The following is a 22,249-nucleotide window of genomic DNA, read 5'->3' on the forward strand; positions in this document are numbered from 1 at the left end:
GGGGCCCAGACCCAGCACCGCGACGGTGCCCGCCCCCCGCGGCGCCGCGGACGACCGGCCGAACCGGCGCCCGCCGGGCAGCATGGCCAGCGAGAAGTACGGCACGCTGGTCTCGTCGACGTCCGCGGCGGGTCCGATGCGCTGCCGTGGGCTGCTGGCGCGCTCGATGTAGAACGCGTCGGCCAGCCGACCCGACGCGGAAAGCGCTTGCCGCACGGCGTTATACGAACGGCCCAACTTCAGGATCACGGCGGCGTCGGAGTCGGCGAGCCGGCGGGTGAGCTCGTCGACCGGCAGCGTGCCCGGCAGCACCGTCAGCACCTCGTCGCCGGCCACCAGTGGGGTGGCGAGGGCCGCCGAGGCGGCGCTCACCGACGTCACGCCCGGCACGATCACCGCGTCGAACCGTTCGGTGAGCCGGGCGTGCAGGTGCATGTAGGAGCTGTAGAACAGCGGGTCGCCCTCGGCGAGCAGCGCCACGTTGCGGCCGGCGTCGAGGTGGGCGGCGATGCGCCGCGTCGCCTCCACGTAGAAGTCTTCGAGGGCGCCGTCGTAACCGCCCGGGTGGTCGGTCACCTCGGTGGTCACCGGGTAGACCAGGTGCTCCTCGAGCTGCCCCGGCCGCAGATACGGTTCGGCGATGCCGCGGGCGATGCTGCGCCCGTGCCGCGCGCTGTGATAGGCCACGACGTCCGCCTCGCCGATCACCCGGGCGGCCTTGACGGTGACCAGCTCCGGGTCGCCCGGACCCAGCCCGACGCCCCACAAGGTGCCGGTCATTCGGCGTCGCTCGCGATTGCGTTGACCGCCGCCGCGGCCATGGCGCTGCCGCCGCGGCGGCCGCGCACCACCAGGTAGGACATGCCGCGGGGCCGCTCGACGAGCTCCTGCTTGGACTGCGCCGATCCGACGAAGCCGACCGGGCCGCCGAGCACCCCGGCCGGCGGGGCCACGCCCTTGTCGACGAGTTCGAGCAGCCGGAACAGCGCGGTCGGGGCGTTGCCGATGGCCAGCACCGCGCCGGGCAGCCGATCGGCCCACAGCTCCACCCCGGCGGCCGAGCGGGTGGTGCCGCGCTCGGCGGCCAGGCCGGCGGCCCGCGGATCGGCCACCAGCGACACCACTTCGTTGCCGGCGGGCAGCCGGGCGCCGGTGATCCCGGCGGCCACCATCGACGAATCGCAGAGCACCGGGGCGCCGGCCCGCAGGGCGGCGCCGACCCGCTCGACGACGTCGGCGGTGTAGTCGACGTGTTCGGTGACGTCCACTTGCCCGCAGGTGTGGATCAGGCGGACGACGACGCGCGCGACGTCGGCGGGGAACCGCGTCAGGTCGGCCTCGGCGCGGATGGCCGCGAACGACTGTCGGTAGATCTCCGCCGCGTCGCGAATGTAGTCGAGCACCCGCCCACCTTATGACTTCAGCGCAGCCGGTATCCGTCCCCGGTGGCGACCCACACTTCGCCGGTGGGCGGGCTGCCGCACGCGCGGTCGCAACCCACGAAGTGCCGGTGCGCCGCGGCGCCGGCGACCAGTGACCGCCCGACGTCCGCCCGCACGTCCGCGGCCGAGTGCGCGCAGCCGGGGCTGCCGGTGCAGGCGCTCACCGTCAACCACGGCGAGTTCGCGTCGAACACCAGCCCGAGCGGCGCCAGCACCCGCAGCGCGACGTCGGCCACGGCCTCGTCGAGGTCGCACACCAGCACCGAGCGCCACGGGGTGATCACCAGGGGCGCCTCGATGGCGGCGAGGTAGTCGGCCACCCGGGCCGGCAGCACGCCCAGCGGCACCGCGGCCCCCAGCGCGACCCGGCCGTCGTCCTGTTGGAGCCAGCCCACCGGGGGCCTGGTCACCGCCGGGAACAAAGCGCCCGCGGCGTCGGCGCCGGGCAGCAGGCCTGCGGGGTCGGCCAATTCCTGGACGCGCCAGGCGGTTCCGCGGGCCTCGACGAACCGCAGCGCGACGGCGATCAGCGTCGTCACCGCCTCGCTGTGGGGCACCCGGACGCCGGTGTCGCGCCCGGCGAGCAGCGCCGCGCAGCCGTCCGGCAGCGCGTGCACGCCGACGTCGGCCCGCAACCCGGACACGTCGGCGCGCCCGTCGTCGAGGCTGAACCAGAACCGGCCGCCAAGCTCGGCCAGGCGCGGCTCGGCGCAGATCGCCGCGTCCAGGTCTGCCACCCATTCCCGGACGTCGACGTTCCCGCCGGCGCGCCCCGACAGCGGCGACGCGACGATGCTGCGGACCCGCTCGTGCGTGGCCGACGGCAACAGGCCGGCGCCGGCGATCGCGTCGGCCACCGCCGCGACGTCGGTGATCCCGCGGACCTGCACGTTGCCCCGGGCCGTCAATTCCAGGGTCCCCGAGCCCCAGTGGCTCGCGGCGGCGCTCAGAGCGCCGAGCTGGGCCGCGGTGAGCATCCCGCCGGGCAGCCGCACCCGGGCCAGCGCCCCGTCGGCCGCCCGGTGCACCTGCAGCGCACCCGGGCAAGCGTCGGTTCGGCGCGTCCTGGCCACCAGTCCACGGTACGGGGCCAACCGGCGGGACTTGGCTTCAGCCAGAACCTAACCCTTACCTGGTCAGCGGGGCTCGCCTTAGCGTCGACACGGTGAGCATTGCCACCGCGCTCGACGCTGCCTCCACCACCGCGGGCGGCGCCCCGGCCACTGCGCCGGCCGGGTACTGGGCGCGCCGCAAGTGGGACGTCATCCGGGTGGTCTCGCCGGTGGCGCTGCTGGCCTTATGGCAGCTGGGCAGCGCCATCGGGGTGATTCCGCAGGATGTGCTGCCGGCGCCGTCGCTGATCCTGGACGCCGGCCTGGAGCTGATCCGCAACGGTCAGCTGGCGGCCGCCCTGCAGGTGTCCACCATGCGCGTGGTCGAGGGGCTGGCGCTGGGCGGGGCCGTCGGGGTGGCCGCGGGCGCGGCGGTCGGGCTGTCGCGCTGGCTCGAGTCGACCGTCGACCCGCCGATGCAGATGATCCGCGCGCTGCCGCATCTGGGTTTGATCCCGCTGTTCATCCTGTGGTTCGGCATCGGCGAGTTGCCCAAGGTGTTGCTGGTGGCGTTGGGGGTGGCGTTCCCGCTCTACCTCAACACGTTCTCGGCGATCCGACAGGTCGACGCGAAACTGTTCGAAACGGCTCAGGTGCTGAGGTTTTCGTTCCGGCAGCGGCTCACCCGCATCATCGTGCCCAGCGCGGCGCCGCAGGTGCTGGTCGGGTTCCGACAGTCACTGGCGATAGCTTGGATGACCCTCATCGTCGCCGAACAGATCAACGCCGACAAGGGAATTGGCTTCCTGATCAACAACGCCCGCGACTTTCTGCGTATCGACATCATCATCTTCGGCCTCATCGTGTACGCGCTGCTCGGCATCCTGACCGACGCGGGCGTGCGTCTCATCGAGCGGCGCGCCCTGCGCTACCGACTTTAGAAAGGTTGGGTGTGACACTCATCGCTGACTCCGGCGCCGCCACCAGGGCGCGCACCGACATCGCCGGTGAACTGCGCCACGTCGACAAGTGGTACGGGGACCGTCATGTCCTCAAAGACGTGTCGCTGCAGGTGCGCAGCGGCGAGATCGTCGCGCTCATCGGACGCAGCGGCTCGGGCAAATCGACGGTGTTGCGGGTACTGGCCGGCCTGTCGCCCGACCACACCGGGGACCGGGTGGTGGCCGGCGCCCCGGCGCTGGCGTTCCAGGAGCCGCGTCTGTTCCCCTGGCGCGACGTGGTCACCAACGTCGGCTATGGACTGACCCGCAGCCGCCTGTCCACATCGCAGGTCCGGCAACGCGCGGAGCGGGCACTGGCCGACGTCGGCCTGGCCGACCGCGCCACCGCCTGGCCGCTGACGTTGTCCGGCGGTCAGGCCCAACGGGTTTCGCTGGCCCGCGCGCTGGTCGCCGAACCGCGGCTGTTGCTGCTCGACGAACCGTTCGGAGCGCTGGACGCGTTGACCCGACGTACCATGCACGCCCTACTGCTCGAGCTGTGGCGCCAACATCGGTTCGGCGTGCTGCTGATCACCCATGACGTCGACGAAGCGGTGGCGCTGGCCGACCGGGTGCTGGTCCTCGACGACGGCCGCGTCGTCCACGCGACCGACATCGACGAGCCGCGCCGCGCGCCCGGCGAAGCCGGGGCGCACACCGAGCAGCGCCGCGCCGAGCTGCTCGACCGGTTGGGTGTGCGGCTTTGAGGGGTTGGCTCGCGACGATCGCGGCCGTCGCGCTGGTGTCGGCCGGATGCGTCTCTCGGACAAGCACTTCCGGTCCAGCGGCACCGCCGGCCGCGGTGCCGCTGACGGCGTTGGCCGGGCTGACGCTGCAAGTCGGTGACCAGAAGGGCGGCACCGAGGCCCTGCTGCGCGCCGCCGGGCAGCTGGACAACCTGCCCTACCAGGTGGCGTTCTCGACGTTCACCTCCGGGCCGCCGCAGGTGGAAGCCGCCACCGCCGGCAAGATCGACTTCGCGATCACCGGCAACACCCCGCCGATCTTCGGGGCGGCCAGCAACGCGAAGATCAAGGTGGTCTCGGCGTACGGCGGCGGGGGAGTGGGCAATCGCATTCTGGTGCATGCGGATTCGCCCATCACCTCGGTGGCCGGCCTGCGCGGCAAGGCGGTCGCGGTCGGCAAGGGCAGCTCGTCGCATGCCAACCTGTTGGCGCAGCTGGACAAGGCGGGACTGAAAGCCTCCGACATCAAATTCGTATACCTGCAGCCGGCCGATGCGCTGTCGGCGTTCAGCCAGCACCAGGCCGACGCCTGGGCGATCTGGGATCCCTACACGGCGCAGGCCGAACAGCAGATCCCGGTGCGCAGCATCGCCGAGGCGCAGGGAGTCACCAACGGTGACTGGCTGGGCGTCGCGTCCGATCAGGCGTTGGCCGACGCCAAACGCAACACCGCGCTGTCAGACCTGTTGGTGCGCTTCGAGAAGGCGGTGCAATGGGCGCGGGCCAACCCCCAGCGGTGGGCGCAGAGCTACGCCGCGGCGGTTGGCCTGGACCCGCACGTGGCCGCGGTGTCGCAAGGCCGTAGCCTGCGGTTGCCGATCGAGCTTGGCGACGACGTGGTGGCCTCGGAGCAGAAGTTGGCCGACCTGTTCGCGGCCTCGGGTCAGCTCGAGTCGGCGCCACGGTTTACTGACTCTGTCGACCGTCGATTCAACGAGGTGTTGCGCCAAGGCCTCGTCAGCTGAATAGGGGAGGGTATGCCGGCGAAGTTCTTCTGGTTCCTGCCGACCACCGGCGACAGCAGGTCCATCGTGGGCGGGTCGCACGCGTCGTCGCACCACGCAGTCCCCGCGAGTCATCGCGAGCCGAGCCGCCGCTACCTGGCCGAGGTCGCGCGGGCGGCGGACCGGCTGGGCTACGAGGGTGTGTTGACGCCCACGGGCACGTGGTGCGAGGACGCGTGGCTGACGGCCGCCGCGCTGTTGGCCGAGACGGAACGACTGAAGTTCCTGGTCGCCTTCCGGCCCGGCCTGGTGCCGCCGACGTTGGCCGCGCAGCAAACCGCGACGCTACAACGTTTTTCGGGAGGACGGGTGCTGCTGAACGTGGTGAGCGGCAGCGACGACCTCGAGCAGCGGCGCTTCGGGGACTGGCTCGACCACGACGAGCGCTACGCGCGCACCGGTGAATTCCTGCACATCGTCAGCTCGGTGTGGCGCCAGGAGTCCGTCGACTTCAACGGCAAGTACTACCACGTCGAAGACGCTCGGGTGTCGGCGCCGCCGGACCCGTTGCCGCAGATCTACTTCGGCGGTTCGTCGGCGCCCGCGTTGGACATCGCCGCCGAGTACGTCGACGTGTACCTGACCTGGGGTGAGCCGCCGCAGGCGGCGGCGGAAAAGATCGCGAAGGTGCGCGCCCGCGCCCAGGAGCACGGCCGCACCCTGCGCTTCGGCATCCGGTTGCACACCATCACCCGCGACAGCTCCGCCGCGGCGTGGGCGGTGGCCGACGAGCTGCTGAGCGAATTGAGCCCCGAGCAGATCGCCAATGCCACTGCGCAGCACTCCCGTTCGGAATCGGAGGGGCAGCGGCGGATGACCGCCCTGCACGGCGGGCGCCTGGACAAGCTCGAGATCTACCCGAACCTGTGGGCGGGAGTGGGACTGGTCCGCGGTGGCGCCGGCACCGCGCTGGTGGGCAGCCACGAGGAGGTCGCCAACCTGATCGCCGAGTACCACTCGCTGGGCTTCGACGAGTTCATCCTGTCCGGCTACCCGCACCTGGAGGAGTCGTACTGGTTCGCCGAGGGTGTGCTGCCCATCCTGCGGCGCAAGGGCATTGCCTGACGCGCGTGCGATTGAAGGCTCGGCGCCGCGGGCACCCTCGTGGCCATGCGCACCCACGAGTACGCGCCCGGCCGGTTCGCCGACGTCTACGGTGACTCGGCGGCGCCCACGATCCTGCTGTGGCACGGCGCGCAGACCGACGCCCGCCCGGCGGTCGGGCCGCTGGCCGGCCTGCTCGCCGAGCGCGGCGCGGCGGTGGTGGCCGCGGACTGGAACTCCCACGCCGCCGACGGCGGCCGTGCGGACCTGCTGCGGTCGCTGCAGTTCGCCCGCGGCCTCGGCACCGACGGTGTGATCCTGGTCGGGTGGTCGATGGGCGGTGCCGCCGCAGCGGGTGTGACGCTCGAGGCGGGGCGGTTGGACCTGACGGTCCACCACACCGTCTGCCTGGCCGGCGCGTTTATCGTCGCCGACCCCGTCTTCGGGCGCCCGCTGACCGGCGCGCTGCCCGAGGGGCGCCCCGGCTCCCCGTTCACCTTGCTGCACGGCGTCGCCGACGACGTGGTGCCGGTGGACGCCAGCCGGGACTTCGCCGGGCGGCTGCGGCGGGCGGGCTGGCCGGTGGAGTTCGCCGAGCTGGACGCCGATCACGGGTCGATCGCGGGGGCGGACTACGACGCCGCCGCCGACTGCTACCGGCCGGCGGCGGGCGGGCCCGCGCTCGGCGTCGCCCGCGAGGTTGCCGACCGGATCGCCGCGACGCTGGTGCGGTAAGAATGGTGGGTGGCTGAGCCGACCATCCTGCTGCTGTCGACGTCCGACACGGACCTGATCAGCGCCCGCTCCAGCGGCAAGAACTATCGGTGGGCCAACCCGGCGCGGCTGTCCGACGACGAGCTGCCGGCGCTGCTGGACGGCGCCGACGTCGCGGTTGTCCGCATCCTCGGCGGATACCGCGCCTGGCAGAGCGGCATCGACGCGGTCACCGCCAGCGGCGTGCCGACGGTGCTGGTCAGCGGCGAGCAAGCCGCCGACGCCGAGCTGACCGGCCTGTCCACGTTGGCGGCGGGGATCGCGGTGCAGGCCCACATCTATCTGGCGCATGGTGGCGTGGATAACCTGCGCCAGCTGCACGCCTTCCTGTCCGACACCGTGCTGATGACCGGGTTCGGCTTCGGCCCGCCCGTGGTGACCCCGACGTGGGGCGAATTGCCGCGGGCCGGCGCCCGCGACACCGCCGGCCCGACGATCGCCGTGCTGTACTACCGCGCGCAGCACCTGGCCGGCAACACCGGCTACGTCGACGCGTTGTGCCGGGCCATCGAGGACGCCGGGGCGCGGCCGCTGCCCGTCTACTGCGCGTCGCTGCGCACCGCCGAGCCCGCGCTGCTGCAGCGGCTCGGCGACGCCGACGCCATGGTGGTCACGGTCCTGGCGGCCGGAGGGCTCAAGCCCGCCGCCGCGTCGGCCGGCGGTGACGATGACAGCTGGAACGTGGAACACCTTGCCGCGCTTAATGTTCCGATCCTGCAGGGGCTGTGCCTGACCAGCCCGCGCGCCCAGTGGTCGGCCAACGACGACGGCCTGAGCCCGCTCGATGTCGCCACCCAGGTCGCGGTGCCCGAGTTCGACGGCCGCATCATCACGGTCCCGTTCTCGTTCAAGGAGATCGACGACGACGGGTTGATCTCCTATGTGGCCGACGCCGAACGCTGCGCCCGCGTCGCCGGGCTGGCCGTGCGGCACGCGCGGCTGCGCCAGGTCGCGCCGCCCGACAAACGGGTGGCCCTGGTGTTCTCGGCGTATCCGACCAAACACGCGCGCATCGGCAACGCGGTCGGCCTCGACACGCCGGCCAGCGCGGTGGCGCTGCTGCGCGCCATGGCGGACCGCGGCTATCGGGTGGGAGACCTGCCCGGAGTCGAGGCCGGCGACGGGGACGCGTTGATCCACGCGCTCATCGAGCGAGGCGGCCAGGACCCCGACTGGTTGACCGCCGAACAGTTGGCCGGCAACCCGATCCGGGTCTCCGCCAAGGACTACCGCGACTGGTTCGCCACGTTGCCGGCCGAACTCGCTGACGCGGTGACCGAGCACTGGGGTCCGCCGCCCGGCGAGCTGTTCGTGGACCGGAGCAACGATCCCGACGGCGAAATCGTCATCGCGGCAATCCAATCCGGCAACCTGGTGCTGATGGTGCAGCCGCCGCGCGGTTTCGGGGAGAACCCCGTCGCCATCTACCACGACCCCGACCTGCCGCCGAGCCACCACTACCTGGCCGCGTATCGCTGGCTGGACGCCGGGTTCGGCGCCCACGCGGTGGTGCACCTGGGCAAGCACGGCAACCTGGAATGGCTGCCCGGCAAGACGCTGGGCATGTCGGCGGCCTGCGGCCCGGACGCCGCCCTGGGCGACCTGCCCCTGATTTACCCATTTCTGGTCAACGACCCCGGCGAGGGCACCCAGGCCAAGCGGCGGGCACACGCCGTGCTGGTCGACCACCTGATCCCACCGATGGCGCGCGCCGAAACCTACGGCGACATCGCACGTTTGGAGCAGCTGCTCGACGAGCACGCGAACGTGGCCGCGCTGGATCCGGGCAAGCTGCCGGCGATCCGCCAGCAGATCTGGACGCTGATCCGGGCCGCCAAGATGGACCACGACCTGGGGCTGGCCGAACGCCCGGCGGAGGATTCGTTCGACGACATGCTGCTGCACGTCGACGGCTGGCTCTGCGAGATTAAGGACGTCCAGATCCGCGACGGCCTGCACATCCTCGGTCAAAAGCCCTCCGGCGACAGCGAACTCGACCTGGTTCTGGCAATCCTGCGAGCCCGGCAGTTGTTCGGCGGCGAGCAGGCGCTGCCCGGCTTGCGCCAGGCGCTCGGCCTCGCCGAGGACGGCACCGACGCCCGCGGCTCCGTCGACCACACCGAGGCCGCCGCGCGCGAACTCGTCGCCGCCCTGCAAGCCACCGGCTGGGATCCCGCCGCCGCCGACCGCCTCACCGACGACGCGACCGTCGCGGCGGTGCTGCGGTTCGCGGCGACCGAGGTGGTGCCGCGGCTCGCCGGCACCTCATCGGAAATCGATCAGGTGCTCAACGCGCTCGACGGCCGGTTCATCCCGGCGGGCCCCTCCGGGTCGCCGTTGCGCGGGCTGGTCAACGTGCTGCCGACCGGACGCAACTTCTACTCCGTCGACCCCAAGGCGGTGCCGTCCCGGTTGGCGTGGGAAGCCGGTGTGGCGCTGGCGGATTCGCTGCTGAACCGGTACCGCGAGGACCACGGGCGGTGGCCCGAGTCGGTGGGTCTGTCGGTGTGGGGCACCTCGGCCATGCGCACGGCCGGCGACGACATCGCCGAAGTCCTCGCGCTGCTGGGTGTCCGGCCGGTCTGGGACGACGCGTCGCGCCGCGTCGTCGACCTGACCGCCATCCCGCTGACCGAACTGGGCCGGCCGCGCATCGACGTGACGGTGCGGATCTCCGGGTTCTTCCGCGACGCCTTCCCGCACGTGGTCACGATGCTCGACGACGCGGTCCGGCTGGTCGCCGACCTCGACGAGCCCGCCGAGGACAACTACGTGCGCGCGCACGCCCAGGCCGACCTCACCCAACACGGCGACCAACGACGCGCCACCACAAGGATTTTCGGATCCAAGCCCGGCACCTACGGCGCCGGGCTGCTCCAGCTGATCGACAGTCGCAACTGGCGCGACGACGGCGACCTCGCCGCCGTGTACACCGCCTGGGGTGGCTTCGCCTACGGCCGCGACCTGGACGGCCGCGAGGCGGTCGACGACATGAACCGCCAGTACCGGCGCATCGCGGTGGCCGCCAAGAACACCGACACCCGCGAACACGACATCGCCGATTCCGACGACTACTTCCAGTACCACGGCGGCATGGTGGCCACCGTGCGGGCGCTGACCGGCCAGGCCCCCGCCGCCTACATCGGCGACAACACCCGGCCCGACGCAATCCGCACCCGCACGCTGTCGGAGGAGACGACGCGGGTGTTCCGCTCCCGCGTCGTCAACCCGCGCTGGATGTCGGCGATGCGCAGGCACGGCTACAAAGGCGCGTTCGAGATGGCCGCGACCGTCGACTATCTGTTCGGCTACGACGCCACCGCCGGGGTCATGGCGGACTGGATGTACGAGCAGCTGACCGAGCGCTACGTGTTGGACCCGGAGAACCGCAAGTTCATGGAGGAGTCCAACCCGTGGGCGCTGCACGGCATGGCCGAACGGTTGCTGGAGGCCGCGGGCCGCGGCATGTGGGCACAACCCCAGCCGGAGACCCTGGACGGCTTGCGCCAGACGCTCCTGGAGACCGAGGGGAACCTGGAGGGCTGACGCCGGCGCGGGTCTGTGGCGGGCCGCCCTGTCGGTGGCGACCGTGCGGCCGGCCGCACGCCCGGCACACACCGCAGCGGTAGGTTGAACGCTGTGACGCCCACCTTCGCCGACCTCGCCAAGGCGCAATACATTCTGCTCACCACCTTCACCAAGGACGGCCGGCCCAAGCCCACGCCGATCTGGGCCGCGGCTCAAGGGGACCGGCTGCTGGTCATCACGCAGGCGAAGTCCTGGAAGGTCAAGCGGATCCGCAACACGCCCCGCGTCACGCTGGCCACCTGCACCATGAACGGCAAGCCGACCAGCGAGGCGGTGCAGGGCACCGCGGCGGTCCTGGACAAATCGCACACGGCCGCCGTCTACGACGCGATCGGCAAGCGTTACGGCCTGCTGGGCAAGGTGTTCAACCTCTTCAGCAAGCTGCGCGGCGGCATGGAGAACAACGTGGGCCTCGAGTTGCGCGTGGGCTGACGCCCGCAACGAATGTCGACGACCCCGCACCTGGGCGCAGGCCGGCCTCGACGGCACACGTTCGCAAGGGCGTTGTCGCCCAAGCCCGGTCGGTGATCCCGGTCGCGATGGCAGGATAGGCCTTCCCGCAGGGTGCTCGAGATAGGTTCGCCGATGGAGATGCTCGACCTTTTCCACCAGTTGGTCCGGTTCGAGACGGAGCTGTGGAACGCGGTGGACGCCCGCTTGCGGAGAGATCTCGACCTTCCGCTGAGCCGGTTGGAGCCCATGCAGGTGATCGCGCGGCGATCATCGTGCCGGGTGAACGACATTGCCGAGGAGCTGGCCATCACCATCGGCGGCACCAGCAAGTTGGTCGACCGTATCGAAGCGGCGGGTTACTGCATTCGCCGCGCGAATCCGGCGGACGGCCGGTCGACGATCATCGAACTGACGGCGCAAGGCCGCCGAGTCTTGGCGAAGGCGGTCACGGCTTTCGACGAGGAGCTGCAGCTCCGCATCGGGTCGGCGGTCGCTCAGCGATCGCTGCGGCAGTTCCATTCGACGCTTGTCGCGCTGCGAGCGGCCAACGCCGCCGTCGACAAGTAACCGCAGCGCATTTACATTCCACGGAATGTATATTGGTGATCGGTACGCGGCGTTCGCCGCGAGGCGAGGAGATCACGCATGAGGGCGGCCTGGTACGACCGGCAGGGCGACGCGGCGAGCGTTCTTGAGGTCGGTGAACTTCCCGACCCCTCACCCGGACCGGGTGAGGTTCGCGTGCGGATCTCTTTCTCCGGTGTCAATCCCGGTGATACGAAGAAGCGTTCGGGGTGGCAGGGCGGGGCGATGAGCTTTCCGCGAATCGTTCCGCACAGCGATGGCGCCGGAGTGGTCGAGGCCGTCGGCGACCGCGTCGATCGCGACCGGGTGGGGCAACGGGTGTGGATTTACGGCGCCCAGTCCTATCGGCCATTCGGCACCGCCGCCCAGTTCAGCTGCGTTCCCGCCGCGCAGGCCGTCCCGTTGCCGGACGAAGTGTCCGACGGGATGGGTGCCTGCCTGGGAATCCCGGGCATCACCGCTCATCGGGCCGTATTCAGCGACGGGCCGGTCGAAGGCAAGACGCTCCTGGTGCACGGCGTGCTCGGGTCCGTCGGCTCGCTGGCGGCTCAACTGGCGAGCTGGGGCGGGGCCACCGTCATCGGCACCGTCGTTCGCGAAAGCGACCTGGCCCGGGTGGACGGCTCGGTGATCGCGCACGCCGTCGCATTGAGCGACGGCGACACCTCGGCCGCGGTGCGTGACTTCAGCCCGGCCGGGGTGGACCGCATCGTCGAGGTGGCTTTGTCGGACAATGCCGAGTTGGACGCGGCGGTGGTGGCCAACGACGCGGTGATCGCCGCGTACGCGACCCGCAGGGACAGGCCCGAGTTGCCCTTCTGGCCACTGGTTTTCGCCAACACGACGGTGCGTTTCCTGGGCAGCGACGATTTCCCGGCCGCGGCCAAACAGCAGGCGGCGGCCGACCTGACGACCGCCGCGCGAAGCGGCGCGTTGACCATCGCGGTGGGACCACCGCGCGCGCTTGCGGAGATAGCCGGGGCGCACGATGACGTGGACCGCGGGGCGCGCGACGGCCGGGTCGTGCTGGCCGTAGGGCGCTGAACCGGGCTAGGCCGGCTTTGCCGCAAGGTGTTCGCCGAAGAAGGCGAACACCCGCCGCCACGCGTCCTCGGTGGCATCGTGGTCGTAGCCGAAACCCGAGATCCGCAGCAGCTGTTGGGCGGGCAGCTCGTTGGCGAAGCTGTGGCCCGCGCCCGGATACACCTTCACGTCGGCCGTAATGTTCTTGGCGGCAATGGTTTTGTTCAGCTTCTCCGGCGCGCCACGGCCGAGCGGGTCGCGACCGCCGAAGCTGGCCACGACCGGGCACGCGCCGTCGAGCGTCCTGTCGAGGTTGCGTGGCAGCGGAGTGCTGTAGAACGGGGCTGAGGCACCAAATCCCTTGGGCGACATGACCAGAGCGAACTGGCCACCCATGCAGAACCCCGCGATGCCCACCTGACCCGTGCATTCGGGCAGGGCCTGCAAGTGATCCCGGGCGGCAAGGATGTCGTCGAGCGCGGGGCCGCGCTGCGTCTGCAGGTCCTTCATGACCCGCGTGATGCAGCGGATCCGGCCACCGCGGGCGTACAGGTTGGGGGTGATCGCGAGGTACCCGGCCCCGGCGATGCGCTTGTTGATCGACTCCTTGTCGCGGCTGTATCCGAAGAGGTCGTGAACCACCACGACGCCGGGCCAGGGGCCCTGACCTCCGGGCAGGTCCAGCAGCGCGTCGATCTGTCCGGTGGGCGTATCGATCTGAATCGTCGTCATACCGTCATCTAATCGCAGCCGTGCCGCGCGGCACCACGGGAACTTCCAGACGTTTGCCCCGCGTTGTCCGATCATGGTGTCGCGGTTGTTGCTGATCTACGCGGTTGTCGAAATCGCGGTGATCTTTGCTCTGGTGTCGACGGTCGGGTGGGGCTGGACCCTGCTGGTGTTGTTGGGCACGTTCCTGCTCGGGTGGGGCGTCGTGGCTCCCATGGCGGGTTCGCGCCTGGTGCGCCAGGTTGGGCAGCTGCGCCGGGGCCTCGGCGCGTCACGCGGCGCGGCCGGTGACGGCGCGCTGATCGGGCTCGGCGCCGTCCTCGTGCTCATCCCCGGTCTGGTGAGCACCGCGCTGGGGCTGTTGTTGCTGCTGCCGCCGGTGCGTTCGGTCGCCCGCCCGGCGCTGACCGCGGTCGCGATGCGCCGGCTGCAACGGATTCCGGGATACCCGGCCGCCGCGGCGCGGCGCCGCCCGGCCGCCGAGCGCGACTACATCGACGGCGAGGTCATCGACGGCGAGATTATCGACGGTGAAGTCATCGACGGTGAAGTCATCGACGGCGAAATGGCTCGCGACCTGCACCCCTCGGCGTCGCCGCGCTCCGCGCGCCGCTGAACCGTGCCGCCCTGCTCGTCAGGTCGGTGCCCGAACGTAGTTTTGCCCTATGACGCGGACTGTTGGACCGCCCACCACGCTGCTGGTCAACGGTCGCGTGCACAGTCCCGCTCAGCCGGACGCGACGGCCTTGGCCGTGCGCGGCGACGTCATCGCGTGGCTGGGCAGCGACGACGTCGGCCGCCGCCTGTTTCCCGATGCCCGCGTGGAGGACCTGGCCGGCGGGTTCGTGGCGCCGGGGTTCGTGGACAGCCACGTGCACGTGACCGCCACGGGCCTCACCCTCAGCGGGCTGGACCTGCGGGCCGCCGAGTCGCGCGCGCACTGCCTGCGCATGATCGCCGAATACGCGGCCGCGCATCCGGGGCTGCCGGTGTGGGGCCACGGCTGGGACGAGACGGCGTGGCCGGAGAACGCCCCGCCGAGCACCGGCGACCTCGACGCCGTGCTCGGCGACCGACCGGCCTACCTGACGCGCGTCGACGTGCATTCCGCGCTGGCCTCGACGGGGCTGCGCCAGCGGGTCAGCGGGCTCGCGGCGGCGCCCGGGCACGCCGCCGAGCGCCCGCTGGCCGGCGACGCGCACCACCTCGTCCGTGCCGTCGCGCGGGACCTGCTGACCGCTCAACAGCTGGCCGACGCGCGGGCCGAGGCCCTGAGCGCGGCCGCCGCGGCCGGCATCGTCGCCGTGCACGAGTGTGCGGGACCGGAGATCGGCGGGCTCGACGACTGGCTGGCGCTGCGCGCCCTCGCCCACGGCGTCGACGTGATCGGGTACTGGGGCGAGGCGGTGAGCACCGCCGCGCAGGCGCGTGAGCTCGTCGAGGCCACAGGCGCCCGCGGCCTGGCCGGTGATCTCTTCGTTGACGGGGCGCTCGGGTCGCGCACCGCGTGGCTATGCGAGCCCTACGCCGACGCCCCGGACCGTCACGGCACCTGCTACCTGGAACCCGACCTCATCGAGGCCCACGTCCGGGCCTGCACAGAGGCGCGGGTGACGGCCGGTTTCCACGTCATCGGTGACGCGGCCGTGGCCGCCGCGGTGCTCGCCTTCGAGCGGGTCGTCGACGCGCTCGGCGCGGTGGCGGTGGCGCGCTGCGGCCACCGGCTGGAGCACGTCGAGATGGTCACCGCCGAGCAGGCGGCGAAGCTCGGCCAGTGGGGCGTCATCGCCAGCGTGCAGCCCAATTTCGACGCCGAGTGGGGCGGCGAAGCCGGCATGTACGCGCGCCGTCTGGGCCCGCAGCGAGGCAGTCAACTCAATCCGCTGGCGCTGTTAGCATCCCAAGGCGTGCCCCTCGCGCTTGGTTCCGACGCCCCCGTCACGGGGCTGGACCCGTGGATGAGCGTCCGCGCTGCCGTCAACCACCGCACCCCGGGCAGCGCCGTCTCCGCGCGCGCGGCGTTCGCGGCCGCGACCCGCGGCGGCTGGCGCGCAGCGGGCGCGCGTGACGGCGCGGCCGGCACCCTGACCCCGGGCGCCCCCGCCTCCTACGCGGTGTGGGACGCCGAGACGCTCGACGTCGAGGCGCCGCGCGACGCCGTCCAGCGTTGGTCGACCGATCCCCGCTCCCGGGTGCCGGCCCTGCCCCGGCTGGGCCCGACGGATCCCCTGCCGCGATGCCGGCGAACGGTGCACCGCGGCGCGGTGATCTATGGCTAGGCGCTGGTCGAGACGCCGGAACCAGGGTGAGGGCGGTGACCAGCGCCCCGAAGGCCCCGACCCCACCCATGCCGACCAGCCCGAACCGGCCGATCGCATCCGCGAGATCACGGCCGTCGGCCCGGCCACCGACGCCACCGCTGACGAGGCCGAGGCCGACCGCGACGACGACCCCGCGGCAGTGCACAGGGAGGCCGCGGCGCACGCCAAGCCCGACCCGCAACCAGGGCTGGACCCGCAAGCCGAGCCCGACCCGCAGCCCGAGCCCGACCCGCAACCCGAGCCCGACCTGCCACCCGGGCCGGAGCCAGAACCCGACGCGCAACGCGAGACCGACCCGCAAGCCGGGCCGGAATCCGCGCGGCGCTCCGGCTCCGCCGCACTGCGCGTCGCGACGGCGGTGGGCGCGGCGGTGGTCGCGCGGCTGCCCCGCCTCGGCGCCGCGCTGCTGCCGCGTCTGGCCCGGCTCGCGTGCGTCGTGGCCGGCGGGCTGTTGCTCTACGCGAGCTTCCCGACCCGGAACTGGTGGTGGGCCGCCGTCCCGGCGGCCGCACTGCTGGGCTGGGTGCTCACGCGCGCCGCCACGACCGCGATCGGCGGCCTGGGCTACGGCTTCGTGTTCGGCCTGGTGTTCTACCTGCCGTTGCTGCCGTGGGTGGGCAGCCTGGTCGGACCGGTGCCCTGGGTGGTGCTGGCCATGCTGTGCGCGGCGTTCCCCGCCGCCTTCAGCCTGTTCGCGGTGGTGGTGCGCGGGCTGCCGGGATGGCCGCTGTGGTTCGCGGTGCTGTGGGCCGCCCAGGAGTGGGCGAAGTCGACGTTCCCGTTCGGCGGCTTCCCGTGGGGCGTGGTGGCCTACGGCCAGACCCACGGCCCCTTCCTGCCGCTTGCCCAGCTCGGCGGCTCGACCCTGCTCTCGGTGGCCGTCATGCTGATCGGCTTCAGCGGCACCGCCATCGCGCTGGAGATCGCGGCGTGGTGGCACGGCCCCGGCGGCCGGCGGACCGCCGAGCCTGACGCCGCCGTCGACCCGCCGGGACACACCGACTCCGCCCCGCCCGCCGTGGTGCTGCCCGGCATCTGCATCTGCCTGGTTCTGCTCGCCTCCGTCATCGTCTGGCCGCAGGTGCGGCACGCCGGCACGGGGTCCGGCGGCGAGCCGCCCGTGACGATCGCGGTGGTGCAGGGCAACGTGCCGCGCCTGGGTCTTGGCTTCAACGATCAGCGCCGCGCGGTGCTGGACAACCACGTTCGTGAGACGCTGCGGCTGGCCGAAGACGTCCGCGCCGGCACCGCCCCGCAGCCGCAATTCGTCATCTGGCCCGAGGACTCGTCGGACATCGATCCGCTGGTCAACACCGACGCCGCACTCGAGATCTCTCAGGCCGCGGTGACCGTCGGCGCGCCCATCCTGATCGGCAGCGTCCTGGCGGTCCCCGGGAGCCCGCCCGACGATCCCCGCTTCACCAACACCATGATCGTGTGGAATCCGTCCACCGGCCCCGCCGACCGCCACGACAAACAGATCGTGCAGCCCTTCGGCGAATACCTGCCGATGCGCTCCTTCTTCCGGCACCTGTCGGGGTACGCCGACCGCGCCGGCAACATGGTGCCCGGCGCCGGCAACGGCGTGGTGCACATCGCCGGGGTGCCGCTGGGGGTGGCCACCTGCTGGGAGGTGATCTTCGACCGCGCCCCCCGCAAGGCCGTCCTGGACGGCGCCCAGCTGCTCGCCGTGCCGGCCAACAACGCCACCTTCAACCAGACGATGAGCGAGCAGCAGCTGGCGTTCGCCAAGCTGCGCGCCGTCGAACACGACCGGTACGTGGTGGTGGCCGGCACCACCGGAATCAGCGCCGTGATCGCCCCCGACGGCGCCGAGCTGGTCAGCACCGACTTCTTCCAACCCGCCTACCTCGACATCGCGGTGCGCCTGAAGACCAGATTGACGCCGGCGACGCGATGGGCGCCCGTCCTGCAGTGGGTGTTGCTGGTGGTGGCCGGGGCGGTGGTTTTGGTCGGGATGCGGCACAATGGTTGGTTCGCGCGTCCCGTTCGTCTCAGGTCCACCGCCGGCGACGAAGCCTCAAGCGCCGGTACGCCGCCGAGGGACCCCCCGCCCGGGCAGGGACCCTCGGATCCGCCGCCCGCCGAGGGCGGTGACCGCACGCCGCCACCTGGCGGCGGCGAGGACAGTCCGCTCCCCGAGGGCGGCCGACGACCGTCGCGTCATTCCGGGCGACACAGAGGAGCTACATGACCACCGGCCAGCCGGCGCCCCAAGCCCAGGGCAACCGTCCCAGCCAGCGCGTCCTCGTGATCATCCCGACCTACAACGAGCGCGAGAACCTGCCGGTGATCCATCGGCGGCTCAAGGACGCCTGCCCGCACGTGCACCTGCTCATCGTCGACGACAGCAGCCCCGACGGCACCGGGCAGCTCGCCGACGACTTCGCCGCCACCGACGCCGGGCGCACCCACGTGCTGCACCGCACCGCCAAGGACGGCCTGGGCGCGGCGTACCTCGCCGGCTTCGCCTGGGGGCTGAGCCGCGACTATTCGGTGCTCGTGGAGATGGACGCCGATGGCAGCCACGCGCCCGAACAACTGCACCGCCTGCTGGACGCCGTGGACGCCGGGGCGGACCTGGCGATCGGCTCACGCTACGTCGACGGAGGAGCGGTGCGTAACTGGCCGTGGCGGCGCTGGGCGCTGTCCTGGACGGCCAACACCTACGCGCGGTTGGCGCTGGGCATCGGGGTGCACGACATCACCGCCGGCTACCGGGCCTACCGCCGCGAGGTCCTCGAGAAGATCGGCCTGGACGCCGTCGACTCGAAGGGCTACTGCTTCCAGATCGACCTGACGTGGCGGACAGTCTCCAACGGGTTCACCATCGCCGAGGTGCCGATCACCTTCACGGAGCGCGAACTCGGCGTCTCCAAAATGAGCGGATCGAACATCCGCGAGGCGCTGGTCAAGGTCACCCGGTGGGGCATCGAGGGCCGGCGGACGCGCACCCCGGCGGCGCGCGCCAAGAACCCGTCGTAACCCGGCGGGTCAGCCGCGCCGGCGGGTCTTGATGATCTCGAGGCGCTCCTTGAGCAGCTCTTCGAGCTCCTCCACCGAGCGGCGCTCCAGCAGCATGTCCCAGTGGGTCCGCGGCGGCTTGACCTTCTTCGGCTCGGGCAGGTCGCCCTCGATCAGGGTGCCTTCCATGCCGTTGCGGCACAGCCAGGTGCCGGGGATCTCGGCGTCGTCGGCGAAGGGTACTTCGAACTCCTCGCCGTTCTCGGTGCGGTACTTCGCGAGCTGGCGTGGCGCCAGGTCGTGGTTGCGGTCGGTCTCGTAGCTCACGGCTCCGAGACGACTGCCCCGTAGGACGCGATCAGCCATGGCTGCTACTCCTTACCAGTCCTTCGGGCCTGCAGGCCCGGTTTTGTTCCGTATAGCAAACGCTGCGGCGCTGTGCGCAGTTCCCCGGCGGTGCACCGGTATCCGCGACGCGACCTTCCATGATACCGGCGATCCGGGGCGCGCCGGGCATCGGCGACTAATGTCGTCAGGCGTGACCCGCCGTGCCCGCCCGCAACCGTGCCGCTGGTGCGGCCGCGACGTGCCCGACGCGAGCATGGGCCGGCGCCGCCAGTACTGCCGCCAGTCGTGCCGCCAGCGGGCCTACGAGCAGCGGGCGTCGTTGACCCGCGACGGCGCCGCGGCCGTGCCCCCCGACGCGGTGGTGCTGTCGGCTGAGGACGCCGCCGACCTGTCGGACCGGGTGTACCAGGTGCGCTGCGCGGCGGAGGATATCGCCACCGCCCTCGACGAGGGCGCCCCACCGGCCGAGCTACGGGAGCTGTGTGACGTGTTGGTGCAGGCCGCCAGGGCCGCCGACGGTTGGCGCCGCGCCGGTGTATGACGTGGGCGTGACCATCGCCAATGGCTAGCCGGGTACAGTCGCGCCATGGACCACGGCCCACGGATGCAGCGGACCGTCGTCCCACGAGCGAACCGGGCGCCCCGCGTCACGCCTGTCCTCGACGGGGCGCCGCGGTCGCCGAAGCCGAATTCCCTGTAGCACTCGGGGAGCGGACGTTTTGAAATCCTGTCGGAGTTGGACATACTCACCAGCAACATTCGTGGGTTCGAAAGCAGCGCGACGCTGCTCGAACCGGAAGCGGCGCCGCTTCATGCAGCCCATCCCGTGATCGGCCGACAGCCGCATCCCGTGATGAACGACTGCCCACGTCAGGTGAGGGTTAGGCGAGGTTTGTGATGGTTGATCAACTCCAGCATGCGACCGAAGCGCTGCGCAAAGCGCTGGTCCAGGTTGAGCGCCTGAAGCGCACCAACCGCGCGCTGCTGGAGCGGTCCAACGAACCCATCGCGATCGTCGGGATGTCGTGCCGGTTCCCCGGCGGCATCGAGACGCCCGAGGGCCTGTGGCAGATGGTGGCCGACGGCCGCGACGTGATGTCGGATTTCCCCACCGACCGCGGCTGGGACCTGGCCGGACTGTTCGATCCGGACCCCGACGCGCGGCACAAGTCCTACGCCCGCACGGGCGGCTTCGTCGACGGCGTCGCCGACTTCGACGCCGGCTTCTTCGGCATCGCTCCCAGCGAGGCGCTCGCGATGGACCCCCAGCACCGGATGCTGCTGGAGCTGTCGTGGGAAGCGTTGGAGCGGGCCGGAATCGACCCCGGCGGCCTGCGCGGCAGCGCCACCGGCGTGTTCGCCGGCCTGATCGTGCAGGGCTACGGCATGCTCGCCGAGGAGATCGAGGGTTACCGCCTCACCGGCATGACCTCCAGCGTCGCCTCGGGCCGGGTGTCCTATGTGCTGGGCCTGGAAGGCCCCGCGGTGTCGGTCGACACCGCCTGCTCGTCGTCGCTGGTGGCGCTGCACATGGCGGTGCAGTCGCTGCGCTCCGGCGAATGCGACCTGGCCCTGGCCGGCGGCGCGACCGTCAACGCCACCCCCACGGTCTTCGTCGAATTCAGCCGGCACCGCGGGTTGGCGCCGGACGGCCGGTGCAAGGCCTACGCGGGCGCGGCCGACGGCGTCGGCTGGTCGGAGGGCGGCGCCATGCTGGTGGTCGAGCGCCTCTCGGACGCGCAGCGACTCGGGCACCCGGTGCTCGCGGTGGTGCGCGGCACGGCGGTCAACCAGGACGGCGCCTCCAACGGCTTGACGGCGCCCAACGGCCCGTCCCAGCAGCGGGTGGTCCGCGCGGCGCTGGCCAACGCCGGCCTGACCACGGCCGACGTCGCGGTGGTCGAAGGGCACGGCACCGGCACCACCCTGGGCGATCCGATCGAGGCGCAAGCGTTGCTGGCGACCTACGGGCAGGACCGCGGTGAGGCCGCGGACCCGCTGTGGCTGGGGTCGATCAAGTCGAATATGGGTCACACGCAGGCGGCCGCCGGTGTCGCCGGGGTGATCAAGATGGTGCTGGCCATGCAGCACGAACTGCTGCCGTCGACGCTGCACGTCGACGAGCCCAGCCCACATGTCGACTGGTCGGCGGGTTCGGTCTCGCTGCTGACCCAGCCGCGCCCGTGGCCGGCCGACGACCCCCGCGTCAGGCGGGCGGCGGTATCGTCGTTCGGGATCAGCGGCACCAACGCGCACATCATCGTCGAGGCCGTGCCCGCGCAACCCAAGCCCGTGGCGGACACCCCCAGACCCGCAGTGCTGCCGTGGGTCGTGTCGGCGAAATCGGCGGCGGCGCTGCGCGCACAGGCCGCGCGGTTGGCGGCCTACGTACGCGCCGAGGCCGACCTCGACACCGTCGACATCGGGTGGTCGCTGGCCGGCCGTTCCACCTTCGAGCACCGCGCCGTCGTCGTCGGCGCCGACCGGCAGCGTTTGCTGGCGGGGCTCGACGAGCTGGCCTCCGACGCGGTGGGCTCGGTGCTGCGCGGCGTTGCCACCCCCGCCGGGAAGACGGTGTTCGTGTTCCCCGGCCAGGGCTCGCAGTGGCTCGGCATGGGCCGCGAATTGCTGGACTCGGCACCCGTTTTCGCGCGTCACATCGAGGCGTGCGACGAGGCTTTCGCGGAGTTCGTCGACTGGTCGCTGATCGATGTGCTGCGCGGCGCCCCCGGCGCTCCCGGCCTGGACCGGGTCGACGTGGTGCAGCCCGCACTGTTTGCCGTCATGGTCTCCTTGGCGGAGCTGTGGAAGTCGGTGGGGGTGCAGCCCGACGCCGTCATCGGGCACTCGCAGGGCGAGATCGCCGCCGCCTACGTGGCGGGCGCGCTGTCGTTGCGCGACGCGGCCAAGGTGGTCACCCTGCGCAGCCAACTGCTGACCGCCCTCTCGGGGCCCGGCGGCATGGTGTCCCTCGCGTGTGGCGCCGAGCGCGCCCGAGAGTTGTTGTCGGCGTACGGCACTCGGGCCGGCATCGCCGCGGTCAACGGCCGGGCGACCGTCGTGGTGTCCGGCGAGGTGGGCGCGCTCGAGGACCTGATCCGGGTCTGCGCCGAGCAGGACGTGCGCACCCGGCGCATCGACGTCGACTATGCGT

Annotated in this window: 18 protein-coding genes and 1 pseudogene; 14 read left to right on the forward strand and 5 right to left on the reverse strand. The window is 71.8% G+C overall.

Annotated features, from left to right (window positions below):
- From A5714_RS01635 to cobG, 3 genes are all read right to left on the reverse strand, one after another.
- A partial coding sequence (locus tag A5714_RS01635; protein ID WP_068282050.1) for a precorrin-2 C(20)-methyltransferase occupies window positions 1-780 on the reverse strand: 780 nt, incomplete at its 3' end.
- Window positions 777-1,403, reverse strand: coding sequence for a precorrin-8X methylmutase (locus A5714_RS01640; RefSeq protein WP_068282052.1), 627 nt, complete (start codon window positions 1,401-1,403; stop codon window positions 777-779). The genes A5714_RS01640 and A5714_RS01635, both read right to left, overlap by 4 nt.
- A 17-nt stretch (window positions 1,404-1,420) precedes the next feature.
- On the reverse strand, window positions 1,421-2,515 hold the full coding sequence (gene cobG / locus A5714_RS01645) for a precorrin-3B synthase (RefSeq protein WP_068282054.1): 1,095 nt from the start codon (window positions 2,513-2,515) through the stop codon (window positions 1,421-1,423).
- A gap of 92 nt (window positions 2,516-2,607) precedes the next feature.
- Between cobG and A5714_RS01650 the strand changes: the two genes are divergently transcribed.
- The 9 genes from A5714_RS01650 (at window position 2,608) to A5714_RS01690 (ending at window position 12,733) form a co-directional block, all read left to right on the forward strand.
- On the forward strand, window positions 2,608-3,435 hold the full coding sequence (locus A5714_RS01650; RefSeq protein WP_068282057.1) for an ABC transporter permease: 828 nt from the start codon (window positions 2,608-2,610) through the stop codon (window positions 3,433-3,435).
- An 11-nt stretch (window positions 3,436-3,446) separates the two neighbouring features.
- Complete coding sequence (locus tag A5714_RS01655) at window positions 3,447-4,202, forward strand: ABC transporter ATP-binding protein (RefSeq protein WP_068282059.1); 756 nt, start codon at window positions 3,447-3,449, stop codon at window positions 4,200-4,202.
- Complete coding sequence (locus A5714_RS01660; RefSeq protein WP_068282060.1) at window positions 4,199-5,206, forward strand: ABC transporter substrate-binding protein; 1,008 nt, start codon at window positions 4,199-4,201, stop codon at window positions 5,204-5,206. The genes A5714_RS01655 and A5714_RS01660 overlap by 4 nt, the downstream gene beginning before the upstream one ends.
- Before the next feature lie 12 nt (window positions 5,207-5,218).
- Window positions 5,219-6,310, forward strand: a complete 1,092-nt coding sequence (locus tag A5714_RS01665) for an LLM class flavin-dependent oxidoreductase (RefSeq protein ID WP_068282063.1) — start codon at window positions 5,219-5,221, stop codon at window positions 6,308-6,310.
- A gap of 45 nt (window positions 6,311-6,355) precedes the next feature.
- On the forward strand, window positions 6,356-7,024 hold the full coding sequence (locus A5714_RS01670; protein WP_068282092.1) for an alpha/beta hydrolase: 669 nt from the start codon (window positions 6,356-6,358) through the stop codon (window positions 7,022-7,024).
- 9 nt (window positions 7,025-7,033) lie between these two features.
- Window positions 7,034-10,609, forward strand: coding sequence for a cobaltochelatase subunit CobN (cobN, locus tag A5714_RS01675; protein WP_068282069.1), 3,576 nt, complete (start codon window positions 7,034-7,036; stop codon window positions 10,607-10,609).
- Window positions 10,610-10,702: 93 nt separating this feature from the next.
- Complete coding sequence (locus A5714_RS01680) at window positions 10,703-11,083, forward strand: PPOX class F420-dependent oxidoreductase (RefSeq protein ID WP_068067961.1); 381 nt, start codon at window positions 10,703-10,705, stop codon at window positions 11,081-11,083.
- 153 nt (window positions 11,084-11,236) lie between these two features.
- Window positions 11,237-11,671, forward strand: a complete 435-nt coding sequence (locus A5714_RS01685) for a MarR family winged helix-turn-helix transcriptional regulator (RefSeq protein ID WP_068068108.1) — start codon at window positions 11,237-11,239, stop codon at window positions 11,669-11,671.
- A gap of 78 nt (window positions 11,672-11,749) precedes the next feature.
- Window positions 11,750-12,733: an NADPH:quinone reductase gene (locus A5714_RS01690; protein WP_068282071.1), complete on the forward strand. Its 984-nt coding sequence runs from the start codon at window positions 11,750-11,752 to the stop codon at window positions 12,731-12,733.
- 6 nt (window positions 12,734-12,739) lie between these two features.
- On the opposite strand, the gene A5714_RS01695 is transcribed toward A5714_RS01690, so the two are convergent.
- Window positions 12,740-13,444, reverse strand: a complete 705-nt coding sequence (locus A5714_RS01695) for a dienelactone hydrolase family protein (RefSeq protein ID WP_068282082.1) — start codon at window positions 13,442-13,444, stop codon at window positions 12,740-12,742.
- A gap of 73 nt (window positions 13,445-13,517) precedes the next feature.
- Between A5714_RS01695 and A5714_RS01700 the strand changes: the two genes are divergently transcribed.
- The 3 genes and pseudogenes from A5714_RS01700 to lnt all read left to right on the forward strand — a co-directional run bounded on the left by A5714_RS01700 (window position 13,518) and on the right by lnt (window position 18,768).
- Complete coding sequence (locus A5714_RS01700; protein WP_068282084.1) at window positions 13,518-14,057, forward strand: FxsA family protein; 540 nt, start codon at window positions 13,518-13,520, stop codon at window positions 14,055-14,057.
- Between the two features lie 49 nt (window positions 14,058-14,106).
- Window positions 14,107-15,720, forward strand: coding sequence for an amidohydrolase (locus tag A5714_RS01705; protein WP_068282086.1), 1,614 nt, complete (start codon window positions 14,107-14,109; stop codon window positions 15,718-15,720).
- A 400-nt stretch (window positions 15,721-16,120) separates the two neighbouring features.
- Window positions 16,121-18,768: pseudogene (gene lnt, locus A5714_RS01710) on the forward strand (apolipoprotein N-acyltransferase).
- 9 nt (window positions 18,769-18,777) lie between these two features.
- On the opposite strand, the gene A5714_RS01720 reads toward lnt, so the two are convergent.
- A complete protein-coding gene (locus A5714_RS01720; protein ID WP_068067977.1) occupies window positions 18,778-19,113 on the reverse strand; it encodes an RNA polymerase-binding protein RbpA in 336 nt (111 codons plus the stop codon).
- A 172-nt stretch (window positions 19,114-19,285) separates the two neighbouring features.
- On the opposite strand from A5714_RS01720, the gene A5714_RS01725 reads away from it, so the two are divergent.
- Window positions 19,286-19,636, forward strand: coding sequence for a hypothetical protein (locus A5714_RS01725; RefSeq protein WP_369829412.1), 351 nt, complete (start codon window positions 19,286-19,288; stop codon window positions 19,634-19,636).
- A gap of 356 nt (window positions 19,637-19,992) precedes the next feature.
- Window positions 19,993-22,249, forward strand: a 2,257-nt coding sequence (locus tag A5714_RS01730) for a type I polyketide synthase (protein ID WP_156747126.1), incomplete at its 3' end; no start/stop codon positions are given.

Origin of the sequence: Mycobacterium sp. E2462 (assembly GCF_001672685.1) — a bacterium.
GTDB lineage: Bacteria > Actinomycetota > Actinomycetes > Mycobacteriales > Mycobacteriaceae > Mycobacterium.